The 18043-nt window shown below is 62.9% G+C and carries 12 protein-coding genes and 1 pseudogene; 6 read left to right on the plus strand and 7 right to left on the minus strand.

The genetic code is table 11. The annotated features are described in order from the left end of the window. Positions 1-187 precede the first annotated feature (187 nt). Positions 188-1171: a trypsin-like peptidase domain-containing protein gene (locus X726_RS159200; protein ID WP_023668985.1), complete on the minus strand. Its 984-nt coding sequence runs from the start codon at positions 1169-1171 to the stop codon at positions 188-190. Positions 1172-1187: 16 nt separating this feature from the next. Then, the gene (locus tag X726_RS1000000167970) at positions 1188-3452 is read right to left on the minus strand and encodes a DNA/RNA non-specific endonuclease (protein ID WP_023668986.1); all 2265 of its coding nucleotides are present in this window, start codon (positions 3450-3452) and stop codon (positions 1188-1190) included. Positions 3453-3960: 508 nt separating this feature from the next. On the opposite strand from X726_RS1000000167970, the gene X726_RS159195 reads away from it, so the two are divergent. After that, entirely contained in the window at positions 3961-4647 is a 687-nt protein-coding gene (locus tag X726_RS159195) for a Crp/Fnr family transcriptional regulator (RefSeq protein ID WP_023668987.1), read from the plus strand. Positions 4648-4677: 30 nt separating this feature from the next. Here the strand turns inward: X726_RS159195 and X726_RS159190 are convergent, their stop codons facing one another. Beyond that, positions 4678-9000 carry a cytochrome P450 gene (locus tag X726_RS159190; RefSeq protein ID WP_023668988.1) on the minus strand — a complete coding sequence of 1441 codons (4323 nt, stop codon included), beginning with the start codon at positions 8998-9000 and terminating at the stop codon, positions 4678-4680. 129 nt (positions 9001-9129) lie between these two features. Continuing rightward, positions 9130-10902, minus strand: coding sequence for an adenylate/guanylate cyclase domain-containing protein (locus tag X726_RS159185; protein WP_023668989.1), 1773 nt, complete (start codon positions 10900-10902; stop codon positions 9130-9132). A 357-nt stretch (positions 10903-11259) separates the two neighbouring features. Here X726_RS159185 and X726_RS159180 point away from each other — a divergent pair, with 357 nt between their 5' ends. The 3 genes from X726_RS159180 to X726_RS159170 all read left to right on the plus strand — a co-directional run bounded on the left by X726_RS159180 (position 11260) and on the right by X726_RS159170 (position 12903). Continuing rightward, positions 11260-11517 (plus strand): PepSY domain-containing protein, encoded by a 258-nt coding sequence (locus X726_RS159180; RefSeq protein ID WP_023668990.1) that lies wholly within the window; start codon positions 11260-11262, stop codon positions 11515-11517. 83 nt (positions 11518-11600) lie between these two features. Next, positions 11601-12341, plus strand: coding sequence for a lysozyme inhibitor LprI family protein (locus X726_RS159175; RefSeq protein ID WP_023710496.1), 741 nt, complete (start codon positions 11601-11603; stop codon positions 12339-12341). Between the two features lie 91 nt (positions 12342-12432). Further along, entirely contained in the window at positions 12433-12903 is a 471-nt protein-coding gene (locus X726_RS159170; protein WP_023668992.1) for a hypothetical protein, read from the plus strand. Between the two features lie 97 nt (positions 12904-13000). Here the strand turns inward: X726_RS159170 and X726_RS159165 are convergent, their stop codons facing one another. Continuing rightward, positions 13001-14881 (minus strand): murein L,D-transpeptidase, encoded by a 1881-nt coding sequence (locus tag X726_RS159165; protein ID WP_023668993.1) that lies wholly within the window; start codon positions 14879-14881, stop codon positions 13001-13003. A gap of 212 nt (positions 14882-15093) precedes the next feature. Beyond that, complete coding sequence (locus X726_RS159160) at positions 15094-15840, minus strand: 3-oxoacyl-ACP reductase family protein (protein WP_023668994.1); 747 nt, start codon at positions 15838-15840, stop codon at positions 15094-15096. A gap of 99 nt (positions 15841-15939) precedes the next feature. Here X726_RS159160 and X726_RS159155 point away from each other — a divergent pair, with 99 nt between their 5' ends. Both X726_RS159155 and X726_RS01000000166755 read left to right on the plus strand, forming a co-directional pair. Further along, complete coding sequence (locus tag X726_RS159155) at positions 15940-16548, plus strand: TetR/AcrR family transcriptional regulator (protein ID WP_023668995.1); 609 nt, start codon at positions 15940-15942, stop codon at positions 16546-16548. Positions 16549-16610: 62 nt separating this feature from the next. Further along, positions 16611-17080, plus strand: a pseudogene (locus X726_RS01000000166755) (rhodanese-like domain-containing protein). Positions 17081-17125: 45 nt separating this feature from the next. Here the strand turns inward: X726_RS01000000166755 and X726_RS159150 are convergent. Continuing rightward, positions 17126-18034: an alpha/beta fold hydrolase gene (locus X726_RS159150; RefSeq protein ID WP_023668996.1), complete on the minus strand. Its 909-nt coding sequence runs from the start codon at positions 18032-18034 to the stop codon at positions 17126-17128. Positions 18035-18043: the final 9 nt, after the last annotated feature.

Below are 18043 nucleotides of genomic sequence, written 5' to 3' on the forward strand. Positions count from 1 at the left end.
CAACCAATCGGGAGGCAATGGGTAGAGATCAGCCAGTTGAAGCCTGAGGTCGAAATAGGCGCTGATCTCTGAACTCCCTGGTGTTTGGTGTCTGGCGTTATAAACCGTCACATCCGAAAAAATTTACATGCCGTAGTCCCAAATCGCCGCGCATCGAGCTGCGCCATCGGTCTGCATAGCTCACCATCTACACAGGCTTGGCCGCGAGGTCCTGGATGATGGTGTCGATCACGATGCCTTCGTTGCGATAATATGTGCTTTTGGTAGGCGCGTTGGGCTCGGTGAGCCAGCCTCCGCTGTGATGCAGCGCAATCAGGTTCCAGTCGGTGTCGAAGACCGGCGAGCCCGACGAACCCGGCAGTGTGTCGGTCAGATACTGGACGCGGCCGCCGCCGACGAAGGCCACGACATTGGCGACGAACGAAATCTGTTTCTGCGCACCGCCGGGATGCTGGATGATATTGACGTGATCGCCGACCTTCACGGCCATGGGCTTCATGTCCAGCTCGCCCCACTTGGAAGCATCGCCCTTGATGCGGACGGCTGACCAATCATTGTCGTTGGAGGTACGAAGAGGCACGGCGGTGTCGATGTCGAACTGGTCGAGCGGCGCGTCGAGCCCGGCAACGGTGCGCTGATAGTTGAACTGGACCACCGTGCCCGCCAATGAAGCGTCGTCAGGCAAGACATGGTTGTTGGTGATCAGTATCCCGCCGGTGGTCATGAAGCCGGTGCCGGAGCTGCCATCCGCACGCTTGATGCGCACCACCGATCTTGCCCTGACAAGGCCGAGTTCGAGATAGCTGATCGGCACCAGCGTGCTCTTGTCGCCAAGGATTTTTTCGAGCTGGGCCGGCGCCGTCGCGCCGCTCCAATTGGCGGTCGCGGGGCCTTCGACCGGCGGCGGCGGGGCGTGCTGCTTTGCCTGCAGCAGTGCTTGGTCGCCGGGATTCTCATCGAGTGCAAAGGCGACGAGGTCGTCGGCCCTGGTCTCCTGCTTTGCGCGCTGGACAATCGCAAACCAGTTGTTGATCGCCTTGTTGTCAAAGGCGATCTGGGCAGTCGAAAGACCGACACCTTTGGCAACACGCACGCCGTCGCCGATCATCGGGTAGAGGTTGGCAAGGATGCGGTTGAGACTGTTCAGTTCGGATTGCGTCCATTCGGTCATGGGATTTCCTCCGACCCTAAGCCTTCTTCTTCCGCTTGCGTGATCCCGCCCGCATCGCAATTTCGGTGCCGCGAACCGTTTCGTACTGGTCGGCGTCGATCAGCGACTGGTCGAAGCTGACGCCGGTCATCTCGGAGATTTCGGTCAGCGGGTACATGGCGCCGATGAATTCTTCGGAGACGGCAAACTCAAGCTGCGTGTCCGACAGATCCTGTTCGAGCACGAAGCCATAACTGGCGATGCCGTCACTGACGCGGGCGACCACCACCTTCCAGAAGCGGCGTGGCACCGGCGCGCGAAGACTGGTGCCTTTGGGACCCTTGCCGGCAAAGGTCCGGTCATCATCGGCGAGGACCGGCCCGGCGAAGACGCAAAGCCGCTCGCTCGCCGCCTCCGACAGGACGTGGTTCTCAAGATCGCCCCAGTTCTTCTCGCCGCTGTCGGAGCGGTTGTAGCCCTCGACCTGGGGCGAGCAATTGGTGACATGGAAGGAGCAGACATTGCCCCTGAGCAGCAGCTCGAAGGTGCTGCCCCAGGCCACGTCATCGCGCCTGACGATATGGCCCTTGTCGAAGGCGCCCTGATCCTGGGTGTAGAAGACGTCGGGGATCTGGTACTTGTCGTCGAGCCGCAGATCCGGGAACCAGCGCTCGCTGAACAGGCCGCCGCGCGAATAGTTGCGGCCCTTTTCCGGCTCGCGCAGATTGCTCTCCTCGGTGACGTTGGAGGCGGTGAACAGCGCCAGCCGCCGCTTGGCGTGCATCTTGAGTGAAAAATTCTGGTAATCTAGCCGCGTGCCCCCTGCCTTGAGCTGCGCCAGCACGGACAGGTCGGTGGCCTCCGGCATCGGCACCACGACGGGCGCGAGCTTGGTGCCGCCGGACAGGAATTTTTCGTCGTAGCCCTTATAGCCGGCATAGTCCGCGACCGTTTTGGGAACGAATGCGCCGCCTGGAGGGGTCGGCTTGGCCGCTTCCAGTTCGACCGATTCCGTGACCGCTTCATGGCCAGGCGTTGCGCCGAGCGAGACGGTGATGCGCAACGGCACTTCGAAGGTGACGCTGCCGCCCGGCGAAACGACGACGCCTCCGGATGGAGGCGTCTGGGTGGCGACGCCCGGGATCTGCTGGGCGCCGCCGACTTCAACCAGGTTTACGCCCTCGGCCGGCGACCCACTGTCCGCCTTGTTCCACCATGCGCCCCAATCGTTGGGGCCGCCGCTGGCGGCGCCGGCGAAATTGAGGCCGAGGTCGACGACACGCTGGTCCTTGGCGAGCGCGCCGGTGGGCACGGCGTAGTTGCGCTCGAGATAGCGGCCGGCAAAATGCAGCGCCACGACCTCGCCGGTGGCGAGGTTGATCATGGCGGTGCCGGAGTTGCCGCCAGTGGTCGAGCAATCATGTGTCGCCGCGCTGACGATCTTGCCGAAACTCTCCGTATCGAAGCCGCCCTGCAGCATGCCCGGTTGCAGGCGCTTGACCTGGAAACGATTGCGCATGAGCTCGTTCTGGACATCGACCGCGTTGCGATTGTCGAACGCCGGATAGCCGATGGCGACGACTTCCTGGCGCAGCATATCGCGCGCGTCGGCGACCGCGAGCGACAGCGGCGTGATGTTGTCGGGCAGGCCTTCGACTTCGAGAATCGCCATGTCCCAATAGGGATGGATCATCCGGACATTGCGGATCTTGAAGACGTTTCCTGCCGCCGAATCGCGCTTGAAGTCGATGCCGGCGGCGCGGCCGTTGATGAATTGCACATTGCGGTCGCCAAGGCCGTCCGCAAATATCTGCGCCACATGACGGTTGGTCATCAGCAGGTTGCGGCCGACGACGAAGCCCGTGCCGCCGTAAGGGATATTGGTGTCCCACAACAGTTCGATACGCCCGATCGCCGGCAGGGCGGCTTCGATGCGCTGCTTCAATGCGGCCTCGCTGGTAAGCTTCGTCCACAGCGAATGGCCAGGTGTCGGAGCGCCGTCGAAAGTCAGCGTCGTAAAGGTGCCATCCTTGATGTCATAGACCGGCCGCAACTCCGGGATGATTATGGCTTCCAGATCGGAAAGCTGCTCGGGCGCGACTTCGGCGCCCCGCGCGAGGCTCTCCATGCCAGCGCGCGCCGATTCAAACGCCGCCTCCGTCTTGCCGGCTTCCGCAGGCGCAAGGGATTCCAGAGCGCCGCCTGCCATCGTCTCCACGTTGCCGAGGACTGATTCAGTCCCCTCGCCCCCGGTGACGAGATCGAGATATTGACGGATTCGCTGCTCTCTGCTGACCGGCATAGTCGCCCTCAAAGGTTCTGTCGAAGAAAAGAAATGTATTGCCCCATTTTAGACTGGTGCAATTCTGACTGGCAGGCAAGGAAACAAATCAACTCGCGTCGAAGATGACCGGAGTGCAACGTCGGCATGTCTCTTTGCCGCAGTCGCTCGCGCGATGTATGACGCTCGCATTATTTCAGCGATGCTGTATGTGATCTCCGTCACAGACGCTCACGCTGTTTGCGCCCACCTATCGCAACGGGTGGAAGGGCCATTGCGGCCGCTCGGTTTTACAGAAATTTTATCACCTATCCATTTTTATCAGTTGGCGCCTGCACGCGCGGCTCCTCTCGCCGCGCGTGCAGGCGGCTTTCCGCCCCGCACGAGCCAGGCACTGGGCGCGACCACTGCGCCAAGCCTTTACAAGGCGTAATCGCAAGGGATGAACGCCGGCCTTTGACGCGGTGCACTCTTGCCTTAGACTTCGGCCCTTAAACTTCGCCGATTGCGGCAATTGGGAATTTGGAACATGGCTTTTGGCGGCCCAAACGACAGAAACGATTTGCCGCGCCTGGCACGCATCGATCCAAAGCTGTTCGATATCCTGTTCAGCGGCTGCAAGGTCGAGCGCTACGCCGCCGGCCAGCATCTGTTCGTCCAGGAAGATGCCGCCGACCGAATCTACGGGGTGATGAGCGGCACGGTGGAAATCTCGATCTATTCGCCTGGCGGGCAGAAGCTGGTGGCCAATATCGAGCTGTCGCGCAGCCTCGTCGGCGAGATCGGCGCGCTTGACGGGCGGCCACGCACCGCCACCGCCATCTGCCTGACCGCTTGCGAGCTGGTTTCGCTCAGCAGGACACAACTCTTTGATCGCATTGAGAGAAATCCACCGCTGGCACGCGCGATGATCGAACTTCTGTGCGCCCGGCTGCGCTGGGTCAGCGGCGAACTCGGCGACCAGGCCTTCTTCGGCATCGAGGCGAGGCTCGCCAAACGCCTGGTCTTCCTGGCCAAGGTGATGGCCGACAGCGCCGGCTGGATCCCGATCTCGCAATCGGAACTCGGAGAGTTCCTCGGCGCCACGCGCGAGTCCGTCAACAAGACGCTCAACGACTGGCGCAACCGCTCGTTCATTGCCATCAAACGCGGCGGCCTGCGCATCACCGACACCGGGGCGCTGCGCCATATCGCCGAATCGCAGGACGACGACTGACGCCGATCCCGAATCAGCCCCGGCTAAGACTCAGAGCCGCGAAATCAGGTAGCGCAGCGCCGAGCGGCTGGGCATGAAGAAGTATCCACCACCCTTGGTGGTGACGAATTGCGGCATGTCACGGAGCGTCGTGACCTTTTCCCATGACGGAATGGTGAACCTGCCATCACCGCTGCGCGAACCAATCGTCGGGTCCTTTTCAGCGACGAGGCCCTGGAACGTGGCCGACGAAACCCAGGTCTGCTGAATGAATTCGTACTGGCGCTCTATGTCGGCGTTGAGGCACATGAACAGCAGCCCTTTTTCGACCTTGCCATTCTTGCCGTCCTGCTTCTCATAGGTACGGCCGACCCGCAGGATACGATGGCGCTTGCCGATATTGATCTGCGTATCGCGGTCCTCACCCAGCGAGTCGCGTGGGTTGGAACGGCGAATGTGGGCACCAAGCGGGCAGCGATGGCCTTGCGGATCCTCGGCGCCAGCGGCGAAGTCGTTGTCGATGACGCGTCCCGGATGATCGGGGTTTCGCACCAGCGAGCTACCGTTCTGCCAGCGGCCGAGCATCTTGGCGGCAATCCAGTCTTGCGTGATGGCTTGGTTGCCGAGTTGGCTCGCGACCAAGGCTGCAGCCTTTTTGCAGTAGTTGTTGAAGACGTCGACGTGCTGCTCGAACTGGCGAATAACCAGGAATGAACCGTTGCGCCCGAAATCGCGCGGCGGTGGCGGCAGGCCCGGAATCAGCCGGCTACGGCGCACCTGCGAAAGGATTCCGGTCCGATCGCGTGATGCGCTTACCGAGGGCGAGGCTGGATAGAACCCATGCTCATCACGATAGCCGAACAGGAACTCGCCGGGCGCGACCAGATGCATGGGCGCGGCGCCCCTGCTGGCGCGGGTCGTGCCGCGGACAATCGGCTGCGAAATCCCGTCCGCGAAACCGAAATGCTCGTAGGCTGGCCCACGTTCCGACCGATCGTCACGCTTTGCCCCGTCGGACGATTTCGTCTTCGTGTCGGTCGGACCCCGGTTTACGGCGAGCGGCAGTTCGGCGACGACCTTCATGCCTGCACCGGTCGTCTTTCGTCTCACGGTGGCAATCTCGGTCTTCAACCGTCCCGGGTCTTCAGCATAGCAGACGATGACCAGGTCCACAGGGTTCTCCAACGACCCCCACTCCCATTCGTCCGGGCCGTCGCGGCCTCGGTCGTCCAGTATGCGCCCACGCTCGGGATTGCCCATGCCATGGCGAAAGGCGATCGGAAATGTTTCCAGTGGATCGCCCTCCACACCCTCGTCGAGCCCAAACTGCCGCAGGCCACCGGGACCAAAGGCGACTATCATAGCTCGCCCGGCGGGCCTGCCTTCGCCGAAACTCGTCTGCTCGACAACGAAATCGAGCCAGGCTCTGCGCTTGGGCGCCGGCAACTTGTCCGGCACCCGGATCGCAAGCATATGCGAATAAGCGAGCGGGCCGAGCGGGCCGAAGAAGATGGACTGGATCTCGCCGGTTTCCAGCTGCTGCTCGAGAGGCGCCGGAAAGGCAGAGCTGATATTGGCCAGCAGCGAAGTGGTCTTTTGAACGGTGGTTGTTTCGCTCGCCGGGCGCCGTAGCGAACCGAACAAGCTCAGCCAGTCGCGCGCCTCGTTGCCGACGGCGGAAGCAATGCCGCGCCTGACCTGGGAATTGATCCGGATGCGCTCTGTGTTGATTTGGGGATAGGCGGAGTACCAGAACAGGGTCGGCACCTGCTGGCGCCGCGCCCAGCGCTTGAAACGATCGCCGTCGCGCGCGCCGTCCAGGAACAGCCATCGTGTGCGTGGATAGCCCACGGTGTTGCTCCACACGCCGGTGAGGCCAGCGGACGCCTTGGCGATGAAGTCCTCAAGATAGCTTTCCCAGCTGCCGCCGTAGTTGGAGAAGAACATCAATCGGTTGGAGCCGGGCAGCAGTATCCAGCGGGCGAAATGGATGGTGTTGATGGTGTTGAGGAAGCCTGGCTTGAATACCTTCTGGGCAGCTATCGAGATCAGGTAGAAGGAAAACCTGAGCGCCAGCCGCCGCAGAATGCCGGCCTTCATCGTCGAAATCGCAGTCAGATGGTTTTGTGCCGCGTGGCCCTCCTTGACGAGTATCGCGTTCAATTCAGATATGCCGATCGATGTGCTTTCCGGCCGATCCCTGTCCTCGCGGCGTCGCAGCGCCAGCAAGCACGAAAACGCCAGCAGCGCCGCTGCCACCAACACTCCAAGTCCCGACAACAGAAGTGAGGTGATTGCTACGGCTATGGCGGTGAAGGAGATTTCCTGGGAACTGATGTCGATAGATCTGCCGAACACCACACCGTAGGTCATATACCAGCAAGCAGCCCAGATGATCGCCACCGTGACGAAGACCGGCGGTACCAGCAACGTCGTCATCAGGGCACGGCCCCAATGACCCGGCGGCTTTTCCAGCAGGCTCTCGGCCGGCTCGAACGCCCAGGCAAACGTCCGTAATGACTGGACATGCTGGCGAACTTCAGCGAGCACGGCAGGAGCGTTGCCGGCGCCTTTGCGTGGCCGCTCGACGATGTCGCGCACGGCTTCGAAAAGCTGCTGCTCGGCCTTGATACGCTGGACCGAGTGCCCCGGCGTGCCCGAAAACACCAGTCCGGCATTGCTGCCGAAGGACGGCGATATGTCGACATTGTGCTTGCGCAGGAAATCGTTCAATGCGCCGCCATCGCGCAGATCGCAGACATCCTTGAAGATCGGCCGCAGCCGGTGCCCGATGGCGTGCGTGACCGCATCGATGACATCGTCGATGCTGCCGTCACCGGAAATCTCGAGAACCAGAGCTCCTTTTTCCTGACCGGAATCAGCGCCGATCTCGCCGGTGCCGACCACGGTCAGGCTGGTGAAGTGGACGGTGCCGGCAATGTCGAGCGCGGTGCGGATATCTTCGACGGCCGGGTTGCCGAGGCTGGCAACCTTGTCGCGGACAGCATCCAGCGACGCGGATCGGGTGACCGGGCAGACCACCGTCACCATAGACTGCGTTACGGTGCGGCAGAGTTCTGCCCGTTCGAAATCGACCTTGAGCGTTTCGGGATAGGCGCCGATGCGGGTCATCCGCCCGGCCTTGCCGGGCATGCGGCGCACGCCCTGCTTCTGGAACAGGGCGCGCAGGCTTTCGCCGATCTGGATCCTGGCAATCTCGGCGCCGATGCACTGATGAATGCCGTGGCCGAAGACCATGTAGTCGCGATACGGGCGCGATGTGTCGAACTGGTCCGGGTTCTGCACGGCGTCGGCATCGAACATCGCCGACAGCGTCGCCGGCATCACCACCGTGCCGGCCTTCACCAGGCGCTCGCGGCGCGTACCCTTGCCGATGATCGCGTCGCGGGCCGTGTAGCGCCAGGGGCCGACCCAGATCGGCTTGAAGCGCATGGCTTCAAGGACGGCCCTGTCGAGCTTGGCGGTATCGTTTTCGGCCAATGCGGCATCGATAGCCTGCCGTGCGTCGGGCCGCGACAGGATCACGTCGAGGCAATTGCCGGCGGCCAACACATTGGTCGGGACGAAGCCGGCGATCATGCCCAGCATGATCGAATTGAGGTCGTCCCGCGACAGGCGGCCCTGATCCGTCTGGACAACCAGCCTCGCCAGCGGTTGCTCGGCCTTCAAGCCCCGGTCCCTCGCCGACTGGATGGAGCGATCGATGACTTTGAGAAGACGGTCGCCCGCCACCACTGCGAGTTCGCGCATGACGGGGCTCGCCGTCGGGTCCGAAAAGAACAGCGCACTCAGCGCGATCGCCCAGTCGGCGAATTCGGATTCATCGTCGATTTCGACGCCGAAATAATCGCGGCAGATGTGCACCGGGACGATCTTCATCAACTTGGAGATCGCATCGAAGCCGGGGCTGGCGCGCGTCATGATCTCTTGCGAATGACGCGCCGCGATCGGCCTGACGGCGGCTTCGACCTCGGCCGGCGGGAATGCACTCAGCACCGACGATTTCATGCGCCGGTAGTCGGCGCCGTCCTGCATGCCGAGGATGAAGTTGGATCCCCGGGCAAGCTCGGTCATTTCCGGGCCGTATGGGGTCTGGAATTCGTCGCCGCGCTCCAATATGTCGCGGACATCGGCGTTCTTGGTGACCACGAGAACACCGAAGAGCTTGCCGGTCGGCCGGAAACGCCGCAACAAGGAAAGCGCCCAGCGGGGGTCTTCGGCCAGAGACCCGACGATGCGCGCAATCAGCCCTGTCTTCCGGATCCGGCCGAGATCGAAGGGCGGCATTTCCGACAGCGGGCGCTGGTTTTTCTGGGCCGCGCGAATAGCGTCGAAATACTTCAGTTCGGTCATGCGCGTTCAAGCCCCCCGGCTATCCACGTTATTGCGATGCCGGCCGTTCAACGCCTAGGTTTGCATCGGTTGCACGTATGTGAATCTTTTCACAGTTGGTCCATGTTCCAGCCAGCATTGACGCCATGTTCATTTGGCCAGTCGGAAATTGGCGACGAGGAACTCGTTCGCGGCCTTGTCGGTGAAAGGTATCCAGCGCACACGCTGTTCTGAAAAATCAGGATGCCGGGTGGTGAAAATGGTCATCTCGCGCCGCGCCTGTTCCGGCCGGCCGCTTCGCATCAGCGCGCCGATCTTCAGGAACCTGGAATAAAAATAGCCGGGAGACAGGTTGAGCGAGCGATCGGCGGCAGCGATCGCCGCCGGCCAGTTCTCGACCAAACAGTAGGCCGCCGTCAGTTCCCCCAGATTGTGGAAGCGGTAGAGGTCGAACGGGCTCAATCGCTCGGTATCGAGAAAGAACGGTATCGCTGACGCGGCATTGCCGAGCAGCAGCTGGGCGCTGCCCATGGCCGAGCGCGCGAAGGCAAAGCTCGGATTGATGTGGATCGCTTCCTCGAAATGGTCGACGGCCGATCGCGGTTCGCCGCGCATGATGTCGACGGCGCCGAGATGGGCGTGCGGGCGTGCATCCAGGCTGTCCACCAGCAACGCCTTGCGGGCAAACTGCTCGACCTTGTTCAAATCGTCGCTGTCGCCGAAACGCAGCCATGCCCGCCAGAAATACCACCACGCCAGTTCATTGAGCACGGCGCTCGAGTTGGCGTCCTCGCGGTACGCCTTCTGGAAGAACTCGAGTGCGGTTTCGGTGTCGCCACGGGTGCGCCGGTTCATGTGCCAGCGGCCGCGTCGCACCAGTTGCCAGGTCTCCAGGCTTTCCCAGGGAACCTGGAAGGTGCGTGCCTGTTCCGCCCGGTCGACCTCCTTGTCGAGGATCGAAACAATCTCAGCGCCGATCTGGTCGCGCAGGTTGAAGATGTCGACCAGATCGCGATCGAAGCGCTGCGACCACACCAGCCGCCCGTTGGACGCGTCGGCCAGCGAGGTGTTGAGGCGGATCTGGCCACCATTGCGCATCAGCGTGCCGCTGACGATGTAGCGCGCGCCGAGCGCGTTGCCGATCACCCGGGTGCCCAGCGTGTCGTCGCGGAACTGGAAGCTGGAGCCCTTGGCGATGACCGAGAGCCATCTGGTGTTGGATAGACCATAGATGATGTCCTCGGCGATGCCGTCGGCCATGTAGCCGATGTCATGCTCGCCGCCATCGGCGTGGAAGGGCAGGACGGCGATCGCCGGCGGCCCCTTGGACGACAGCTTCTGCTGCGCATTGGCCTGGGGAATGGCCGCGAACGACGCCGCCGGCGAGGATCCGTTGCCGCTGCGGCCGGCGATCAGAACGCGCACCGGCAAGGCGATGTTCTTCAGCCTGAATTCGCCGAGATCGGTGAATTCGGCCGCCGTCTTGTCCTTCACATGGTGCCAGGTCGTCTCCGAAACGGCGAGACCGTCGCCCGGCGCGAATTCCTGGATTCTCGCGGCGATGTTGACGTCGTCGCCGTAGAGGCGGCCACCACGCACGATGACGTCGCCGGTGTTGATGCCGGCGCGAAACGGCATGCGCATATCGTCGGCAACCTCGGCGTTGAGGGCGACGATGCGGCCCTGGAAATCAAAGGCCGCGCGCAACGCCTCGATCGGATTGCCGAACTCGGCCATGATGCTGTCGCCGGCGTCGCCGAACGTGCGGCCGCCAAATGTGCCACAGCTGTCGGCGATGATGTCGCGCCGTTCCTCGAATGCCGCGACAGCAGACTCGTCGTCGATGCCCATCAGCCGGGAGAACCCGACGGCATCGATAGAAATGATTGTCGCCAGCTGACGGGTGTAGTTCCGTACAGCCATGTTCGAGCCCCCGCTCCCTTTCTGGTTCTGGTCCAGCACAGGCGACGACCCGTTCCTGAAACACTTCGCCGCGCGCTGAGAGATGAAGATTCCGGCGGGGTTGGCGCGCCATGCCACCCCGCCAGGACCAGAAGTCTAGCAGGGTCTTGGGCAAAGCTCTACCACCATCGGGTTGTCCAGCGCGGGCCGTGGCAGCACTCATGGTTGGCCGGCGGTTGGCGCAAATATTGGCGTGCCGTAGCTCTGAGCGCGGCGATCCAGGGCTTCACGGAACCTGCGCGACGTCAGCACTCGGAACAAACTGTGCTGCCTGCGAGTTTCCGGTGCGGTTCATACCAACGTGAAATGAGGGTAATCATGCGAAATCTTGTTCTGGCGACCGGCGTCGTCGTTCTTCTGGCCGGCTCGACGGCCTTTGCCGCGGATGACAGCCCACTGCCGCCGACGAATGCCCAGAAACTGTCGGCAATCATCGCCAAGGTCGAGCAGCGCGACGGCTTTCGCTATGTGAAGGAGGTCGACTGGGACAAGGACGGGTACACCGTCACCTATTACACCGCCGACAAGGCGAAAGTCGAAATCACCTTCGATCCCGTAACAGCCGAACCGAAATAGCGCTGATACCGCACCGCTTCGGCAATTCCGTCCGCCGCGTTTTTTGCCTACGATGGTGGCAGTTGTCGGACAACGGGGCGACCATGCTTTCTTCCAATCGAATTGCCAACTCGCTTGCGCTTGTCGTTGCACTGGCTGGCGCGGCGGTCTGCCTTGGTCCAGCGCGTGCCGACGGGCCATCCTTCGACTGCCGCAAAGCCAGCCTGCCGGTGGAAAAGGCGATCTGTGCCGACCCGCAACTGTCGGCAATTGATGCCTTGGTCGCCAAGGCCTTTACGGGTTTCGAGCCAGCCTTTGGCCGCGACAAGCGCAAGATCGCCCGTGCGCTCATCACTGACAGGAACGCCTGCGGGCAGGATGCCGCCTGCATCGTCAGCGCCCAGAACAATGCGCTGCAGACCTACGGCAATGCGCCGTCCTGGGTGCAGGATTACAACATCGCCCTGATCGGCAAGAAGGCGCTCGACACCGCAGCCCGCCATCCAGGCAGCCCCGACCAGCCCCTGCCCTCGTCGATCGGGCAATGCGCCTTCACCCACATCACGGCGCTGACTACGCGGCTTGGCGACGACCCGCTGGAAACGGCCAGTCCTGAAGCCGGCAGTGTGACGCGGTTCAGCAATGGCGGCGCCGGGGTTTCCTACGAGCGGGAGCCTGGCCTTGCCAGTTCGAAAGCCGGCGATCCTGTCGTCATGTGCCTGATATCGATCCCGAGGGATTGTCCGCAGGGCGACGAGCGCGGGCGGGTCTATTACGGCGTCGACCTCACGATAAAAGGCACATGGATTTTGCCGGATTCGCAACATCTATGCGGCGGCGCCTGAAGATTTGCCGCAAAGCACTGCTGGATGCACTCTTGCGCCGATCCGCCTTTGATGGCTGAGTGCGCGTAACAGTTGCAGGGCACGGGGGTGCATGGCCATGGTTAAGCATGTTTTGAAGCGCATCCTGATGATGCTTGCCGGCTATTTCGTTTCGGTGCTGATCGGATTGTTCGCGGTCGTGGCGATATATTGCGCACTCGCCGTATTGCCCAACGCGCCGGACTATTTCGGCGCCATGCAATTTTCGCCCATTGTCGTGCTGCTGTGGCCGCCGCTCGGCATGGTCGTCTATTTCTTGACGATCGTGCTGACCGGCCTGCAGACGCTGATCTTCGCGCTGCTCGCCGAATTCTTTGCCCTGCGCAATTTCCTGGTGCACATGCTGTTTGGCGCCGCTGCCGCTGCAGCCGGCTTTTTCCTGGTCTGGCCGGCCGCGGAAGAGGATGCCGGACGCTGGGCCGATATCGGCATCATCGCCGCCGCCGGCCTCGTAGCCGGTCTGGTCTATTGGCTGATCGCGGGCCGCGACGCCGGCTTCCGGCGTCCGCTCATCCAGCGCTGATCGCAGGAAACGGGCGACCGTCCATCGGCCAAAAATCTAATAAAACCAGAGAGACAAAGTGAGTTCCTCGTTCGTTGAACGAGGAACTCCGCTGGTTTCAGCTCGTCGGCGAGCGCACCGCTTCAGTCGCTTCCAGCGCCTGCATCAGCCGCGTGTCGCGGTCGTAGACATCGTTGAAATATTCGACTTTGCCGGACAGGTCCGGCCAGGCAGTGAAGTAGGAGACATAGACGGGAATCGTGCGTGTCACGTCTTCGCTGGCATGGCCGTGCTTGAGCTTTTCGGCGATGTCGTCGACCGAGACGCCGAGCACCGCCGCCGCCATCCCACGTGGATCCTGAAGGCGAATACAGCCATGGCTGAGCGCCCGCATATCGCGCTGGAAGAAGGATTTTTGCGGCGTGTCGTGCATGTAGATGGCGTGCTTGTTGGGGAACAGGATCTTCAGTTCGCCCAGCGCATTGGCTTCGCTCGGCTGCTGGCGCACGCTGTAGGGAATGTTGGCGCCGTAGGCGCCCCAATTGACCGAGGAAGAGGGAACCCGCCTGCCGCGCGAATCGGTCACCTCGTAGCCGGCACGGTCGAGATAGCCCGGATCGCCACGCAGCCTTGGCAGCATCTCGTTGACGATGATCGACTGCGGCACGCCCCAATAGGGATGGAAATCGACCTGCTTGATCTCCTTGAAGAAGAAGGCGGTCTGGTTGGTGGTCCGGCCGATGACGACGCGGGTCTTCAGCTTCTCCTCGCCATTGTCGATATAGCTGGCGGTGAAGGCGGGCTGGTTGATGAAGACCCGCGGGCTGCCGAGATCGGACGGCATCCAGCGCAATTCTTCCAGCGCGACCTGCACCTTCTGCAGCCTGTCGGCCTTGGACGTGCCGGCGAGCGAGGCGACGGTGCGCGGGCCGATGACCCCATCGCCCTTCATGCCGGCCTTCACCTGCACGGCCTTGATGATCGGAACCAGTTCGGGAACATAGACATCGCTGGTGCCGAGACGAGACAGGATCTCGCCATAGGCGCCGCCCATCTCGTCATCGAGATTGCGCGCGATCAGCGTCAGCAGCTTCGGCAGTTCGGCGCTGGTCTCGCCGGGCTTCAGCAACAGCTTGGGATCGACGACGATTTCGTTTTCGGCGCTCGCCTGCAGCGATTCAAGTTCGACGCGCAGCGCCTGATATTCCGCGTTCTGCGGGTGCCGCGATTCGAGGTAGGTGCGCACTTCCTGGGTGTGAGCCAGCGTCTTGAGCGCGCCTTCCATGTCGACCGGCTTCGGCGGAAATTCATAGTAGCCGGTGATGCGATTGGGATCGACGCGCCCGCTCTGGGCGTCACGGGCATAGCGCAGTACGCGCGCCGACAGCGCCATCTCGAAGCGGACGAGTTCCTTCAGATGGGCGTCGGCATCGACTGCCGATGCGTTGGCTGCCGGCACCTCGACCGTGTAGTCGGCCGACGTGAGACCATAGCTTGCGGCTTCGCCAAGCACCCGCACCGCATCCTGGGCGCGGGCATTGGGATTGCCCTCGTTCACCCAGATGAAATCAGGATTGGCAGAGTAATAGGCAATCAGTGCCTTGGCGATATCGGGCTCGGCATAGAGTTCATAGTCACTAAGGCCTGCAACGGCTTCGCGGAAGGCAGTGCTGGTCGCCGACGGCACAAAGGCGGCGTCTTCAGCTGTTGCCACCTGGGGAGGTGCTGCCACCAACGCGGCAAAGTCGACGCGCACCAGCCGGTCGGCCTTGTAGGTGTAGTAGGACGGGCTGCTGATCCTGGTGCCGCCGCCGCCCGATACGGCGGGCTTCGGCTTGCGCTTTGGCGGCGGCGGGAATTCGCCTTGCGGCCTGTGCTTGACGCCACCGCCGAACAGCATGTCGAACAGGCCTTGCGCGCTTGCCTGCGGCACACCGAAGGCCAGTGCTGCCGCCACTGCAAGCGGCATCACGGTGGCTTTATTTCCGAGGAATTTCATTAATCACCCGCTCCGGCTGCAAGCCGGCTCCCGTTCCGCGCCGCTAGACGATCTTGCCAACCGCATGGCGGATGTAAGGCGCTACTATACCGATTCATACCGATTTCGTTAAGCTTCCATAAATTTCCGCAGGCCTGTTGCAGAACGGTTTCACAACATCGTGACGTCTGGAGCGGCGTTGCCGCTCCAGACCGGTCAAAGCGGCTGCTGCTTCAGGCGTTGGCGCCACCGTCGATGGTGAGCGCGGCGCCGGTGACGAAGCGCCCTTCCGGACCGGCGAGCCAGGCAACCATGCCGGCGATCTCGTCAGCCTTGCCGAAGCGGGGCGTCGCCATCTTCCGCCGCTGGTGTTCGGCATGCGGGCCTTCGGCCGGGTTCATGTCGGTGTCGGTCGAACCGGGATGAACGACGTTGGCGGTGATGCCGCGCGGACCGAGGTCTCGCGCCAGCGCCTTGGTCAGGCCGACCAGCGCAGCCTTGCTGGTCGAATAGGCGCTGAGGCTGGTGTCGGTGACGCGCTCGGCCAGATTGCTGCCGATCGAAATGATGCGGCCGCCCTCGCCCATGTGAGCCGCTGCCGCCTTCGAGGCCACGAACGGCGCTCTCAGATTGACCTCAATGGTCTCGTCAAAGTCGGCCAGCGACATCTGTTCGATGGGCGCCGCGCGCCAGATGCCGGCGCTGTTGACCAGGATGTCGAGCTGGCCGAAGGCATTCACCGCCTCGGCGACCGAGCCTTCGATGGCGGCGGCGTCGCGATTGTCGGCTTGGATGGCGATCGCGCGACCACCTGCCGCTATAATCTCGGCGACGACAGCTTGGGCCGGCGCCGAGCTGTTGACGTAGGTGATGGCGACGTCGGCGCCATCGGCCGCAAGCCGTTTTGCTATCGCAGCACCTATGCCGCGGCTGCCGCCGGTGACCAGTGCTGCCTTGCCGTTCAATCCGTTCGCTGACATGTCATTCTCCGTTATGTAACGATCGATACATAAATATCTGGCAACCTTGCCTGGCGACGTCAAGTGAATTATGTATCGATCAACACAGAAAAGATCGTCATGCCGGAAAGAGGCCGTCCCCGCACCTTCGATCGAACCGCCGCCTTGCGGCAGGCGATGGAGCTGTTCTGGGCCAAAGGCTATGAGGGCACCTCGATCGCCGACCTGACCGCGGCGATGGGGATCAGCTCGCCCAGCCTCTATGCCGCCTTCGGCAGCAAGGAGGCGCTGTTTCTGGAAGCGACCGAGTATTACACCCGCAACGAAGGCACCGAGATCTGGAGCGCGCTGGACGAAGCGCCGACGGCATGCCAGGCGATCGAGAATTTCCTGCGTCAGACGGCAAAAGCGTACTCTCAGGACGACCGCCCGCAGGGCTGTCTCATCGCACTGGGCGCACTGCACCAGGATTCAAGCAGCGGCGCGATCTGCGATGATTTGCGCCGCCGCCGCGCCGAAAACCACACCCTCTTGCTGAGACGGCTGGAACGCGGTGTGGCGGAAGGCGAATTGCCGGCGGGCTTCGACAGCAACGCGGCGGCGACCTTCTATGCGACGGTCCAGCACGGCATGTCGATTCAGGCCCGCGACGGCGCCTCGTGCGACGCGCTCATGGCCACAGTGGCCGGAGCGATGGCGGCGTGGCAGGGGCTGGTCGGAACAGCGTGACAAAGCGCGGAGCTTGTGCTGGAAATCCAGTCGGCGGCGAAATGCGCCGGGAGGGATCATCCGTGAAAAAAGGGTATCGCGAGTTGCTCGACGAGGCCAATGCCGAGATCGAGGTGGTCTCGCCCGAGGAAGCGGCCGGGCTGCTCGACGACGAGGACACCATCTTCGTCGACCTGCGCGATCCACGCGAGATCGAGCGGGACGGCCAGATCCCCGGCGCCAAACATGTCACTCGCGGCATGCTGGAATTCTGGATCGATNGATCGAGCGGGACGGCCAGATCCCCGGCGCCAAACATGTCACTCGCGGCATGCTGGAATTCTGGATCGATCCCGAAAGCCCCTACCACAAGCCGTTCTTCGCCTCGGGCAAAAGCTTCGTCTTCTTTTGCGCCGGCGGCTGGCGCTCGGCGCTGGCCACCAAGACGGCGCAGGATATGGGGCTGTCGCCGGTCAAGCACATCCTTGGCGGCTATACCGCCTGGAAGGCGGCCGGATTGCCCGTCGAGCCGGGCGGCAAGAAGAACGGTTAGCTCACCGCTCCGGCGTTGTCGGAGTCGACAATACACCCATTGGAATCAATGCAGTATCGGCTCGCGCTCGTTTTTGACAAAAGTCACAGCGCGTTCGACAACACCTTTGTCGGCGAGAATGCGACGGTGGCCGAGCCCATCGGCCCAGTGCAGCCGCACATGGCTGCCGGCGCCGGCATAACGTGTGGCATGATCGGCGGGGACTTCGCGGTCGTCCGGCGCGTGGATGACCAGCGTCGGCACCGGCGCCTCAGCCAACTGGCGGTCGCCGGTGAATTCATGCAGCGGCCGGCCCGACAGCCTTTTCACCTGATCGGCCATGGAAACCTGCGAACGCGGACCGACATTGAGCATGCGGCTGAAGTCGGCGAAGATCGCCGGCAGGGAACTTGGCGCGGCGACCAGCACCAGCCGCTCGGCCGCGACGGGCTGGATACCCTTGATCGAACCGGCAATGGCATTGGCGGCGACGGCGCCACCGAAGGAATGGCCGACTATCGCCTTGAACGGACCGAACCATTCGCCGGCGACCCTGACCGCCTCGACCGCATTGACCATGTTGAGATGACGGCCCAGCGACTGGCCATGGCCCGGCAGGTCGAGCGAGGCGACCCGGTAGCCCGCATCGCGAAAGCCTTCGATCAGAGCGCGCATATATTCCGTGCGCGAACGCCAGCCATGGACGACCAGCACCGTGCCGGCGGACGCCCTGCCCGGCTCGGGCCGGAATTCGTGCACCATGACGCAGCCGGCCTTGGTCGTAAGCCGATGATGGCGCGCCTCGGCCATGAAGCCGGCGGCGCGGTCGACCGCACGCCGCTCGCCGTCACTGAGCGCCTTCACGCTCGGCGTGCGGCAGAACAGTTCGAAGGCGGCGCGCCCGCTCAGGCGGGGCGCCACATGCTCGGCGGCGCGGAACACGCCCCGGATGACCTTCAGTCCAAATGATGCCATAGTGGCGAT

Origin of the sequence: Mesorhizobium sp. LSJC285A00, from assembly GCF_000503155.1 — a bacterium.
Taxonomy (GTDB): domain Bacteria; phylum Pseudomonadota; class Alphaproteobacteria; order Rhizobiales; family Rhizobiaceae; genus Mesorhizobium.

What these genes read in the sequence shown, in the direction of transcription:
- X726_RS159155 (WP_023668995.1), top strand. Translation starts at nt 15,940, where the DNA reads ATGCCGGAAAGAGGCCGTCCCCGCACCTTCGATCGAACCGCCGCCTTG.
- X726_RS159175 (WP_023710496.1), top strand. Translation starts at nt 11,601, where the DNA reads ATGCTTTCTTCCAATCGAATTGCCAACTCGCTTGCGCTTGTCGTTGCA.
- X726_RS159180 (WP_023668990.1), top strand. Translation starts at nt 11,260, where the DNA reads ATGCGAAATCTTGTTCTGGCGACCGGCGTCGTCGTTCTTCTGGCCGGC.
- X726_RS159150 (WP_023668996.1), bottom strand. Translation starts at nt 18,034, where the DNA reads ATGGCATCATTTGGACTGAAGGTCATCCGGGGCGTGTTCCGCGCCGCC.
- X726_RS1000000167970 (WP_023668986.1), bottom strand. Translation starts at nt 3,452, where the DNA reads ATGCCGGTCAGCAGAGAGCAGCGAATCCGTCAATATCTCGATCTCGTC.
- X726_RS159195 (WP_023668987.1), top strand. Translation starts at nt 3,961, where the DNA reads ATGGCTTTTGGCGGCCCAAACGACAGAAACGATTTGCCGCGCCTGGCA.
- X726_RS159170 (WP_023668992.1), top strand. Translation starts at nt 12,433, where the DNA reads ATGGCCATGGTTAAGCATGTTTTGAAGCGCATCCTGATGATGCTTGCC.
- X726_RS159200 (WP_023668985.1), bottom strand. Translation starts at nt 1,171, where the DNA reads ATGACCGAATGGACGCAATCCGAACTGAACAGTCTCAACCGCATCCTT.
- X726_RS159185 (WP_023668989.1), bottom strand. Translation starts at nt 10,902, where the DNA reads ATGGCTGTACGGAACTACACCCGTCAGCTGGCGACAATCATTTCTATC.
- X726_RS159190 (WP_023668988.1), bottom strand. Translation starts at nt 9,000, where the DNA reads ATGACCGAACTGAAGTATTTCGACGCTATTCGCGCGGCCCAGAAAAAC.
- X726_RS159160 (WP_023668994.1), bottom strand. Translation starts at nt 15,840, where the DNA reads ATGTCAGCGAACGGATTGAACGGCAAGGCAGCACTGGTCACCGGCGGC.
- X726_RS159165 (WP_023668993.1), bottom strand. Translation starts at nt 14,881, where the DNA reads ATGAAATTCCTCGGAAATAAAGCCACCGTGATGCCGCTTGCAGTGGCG.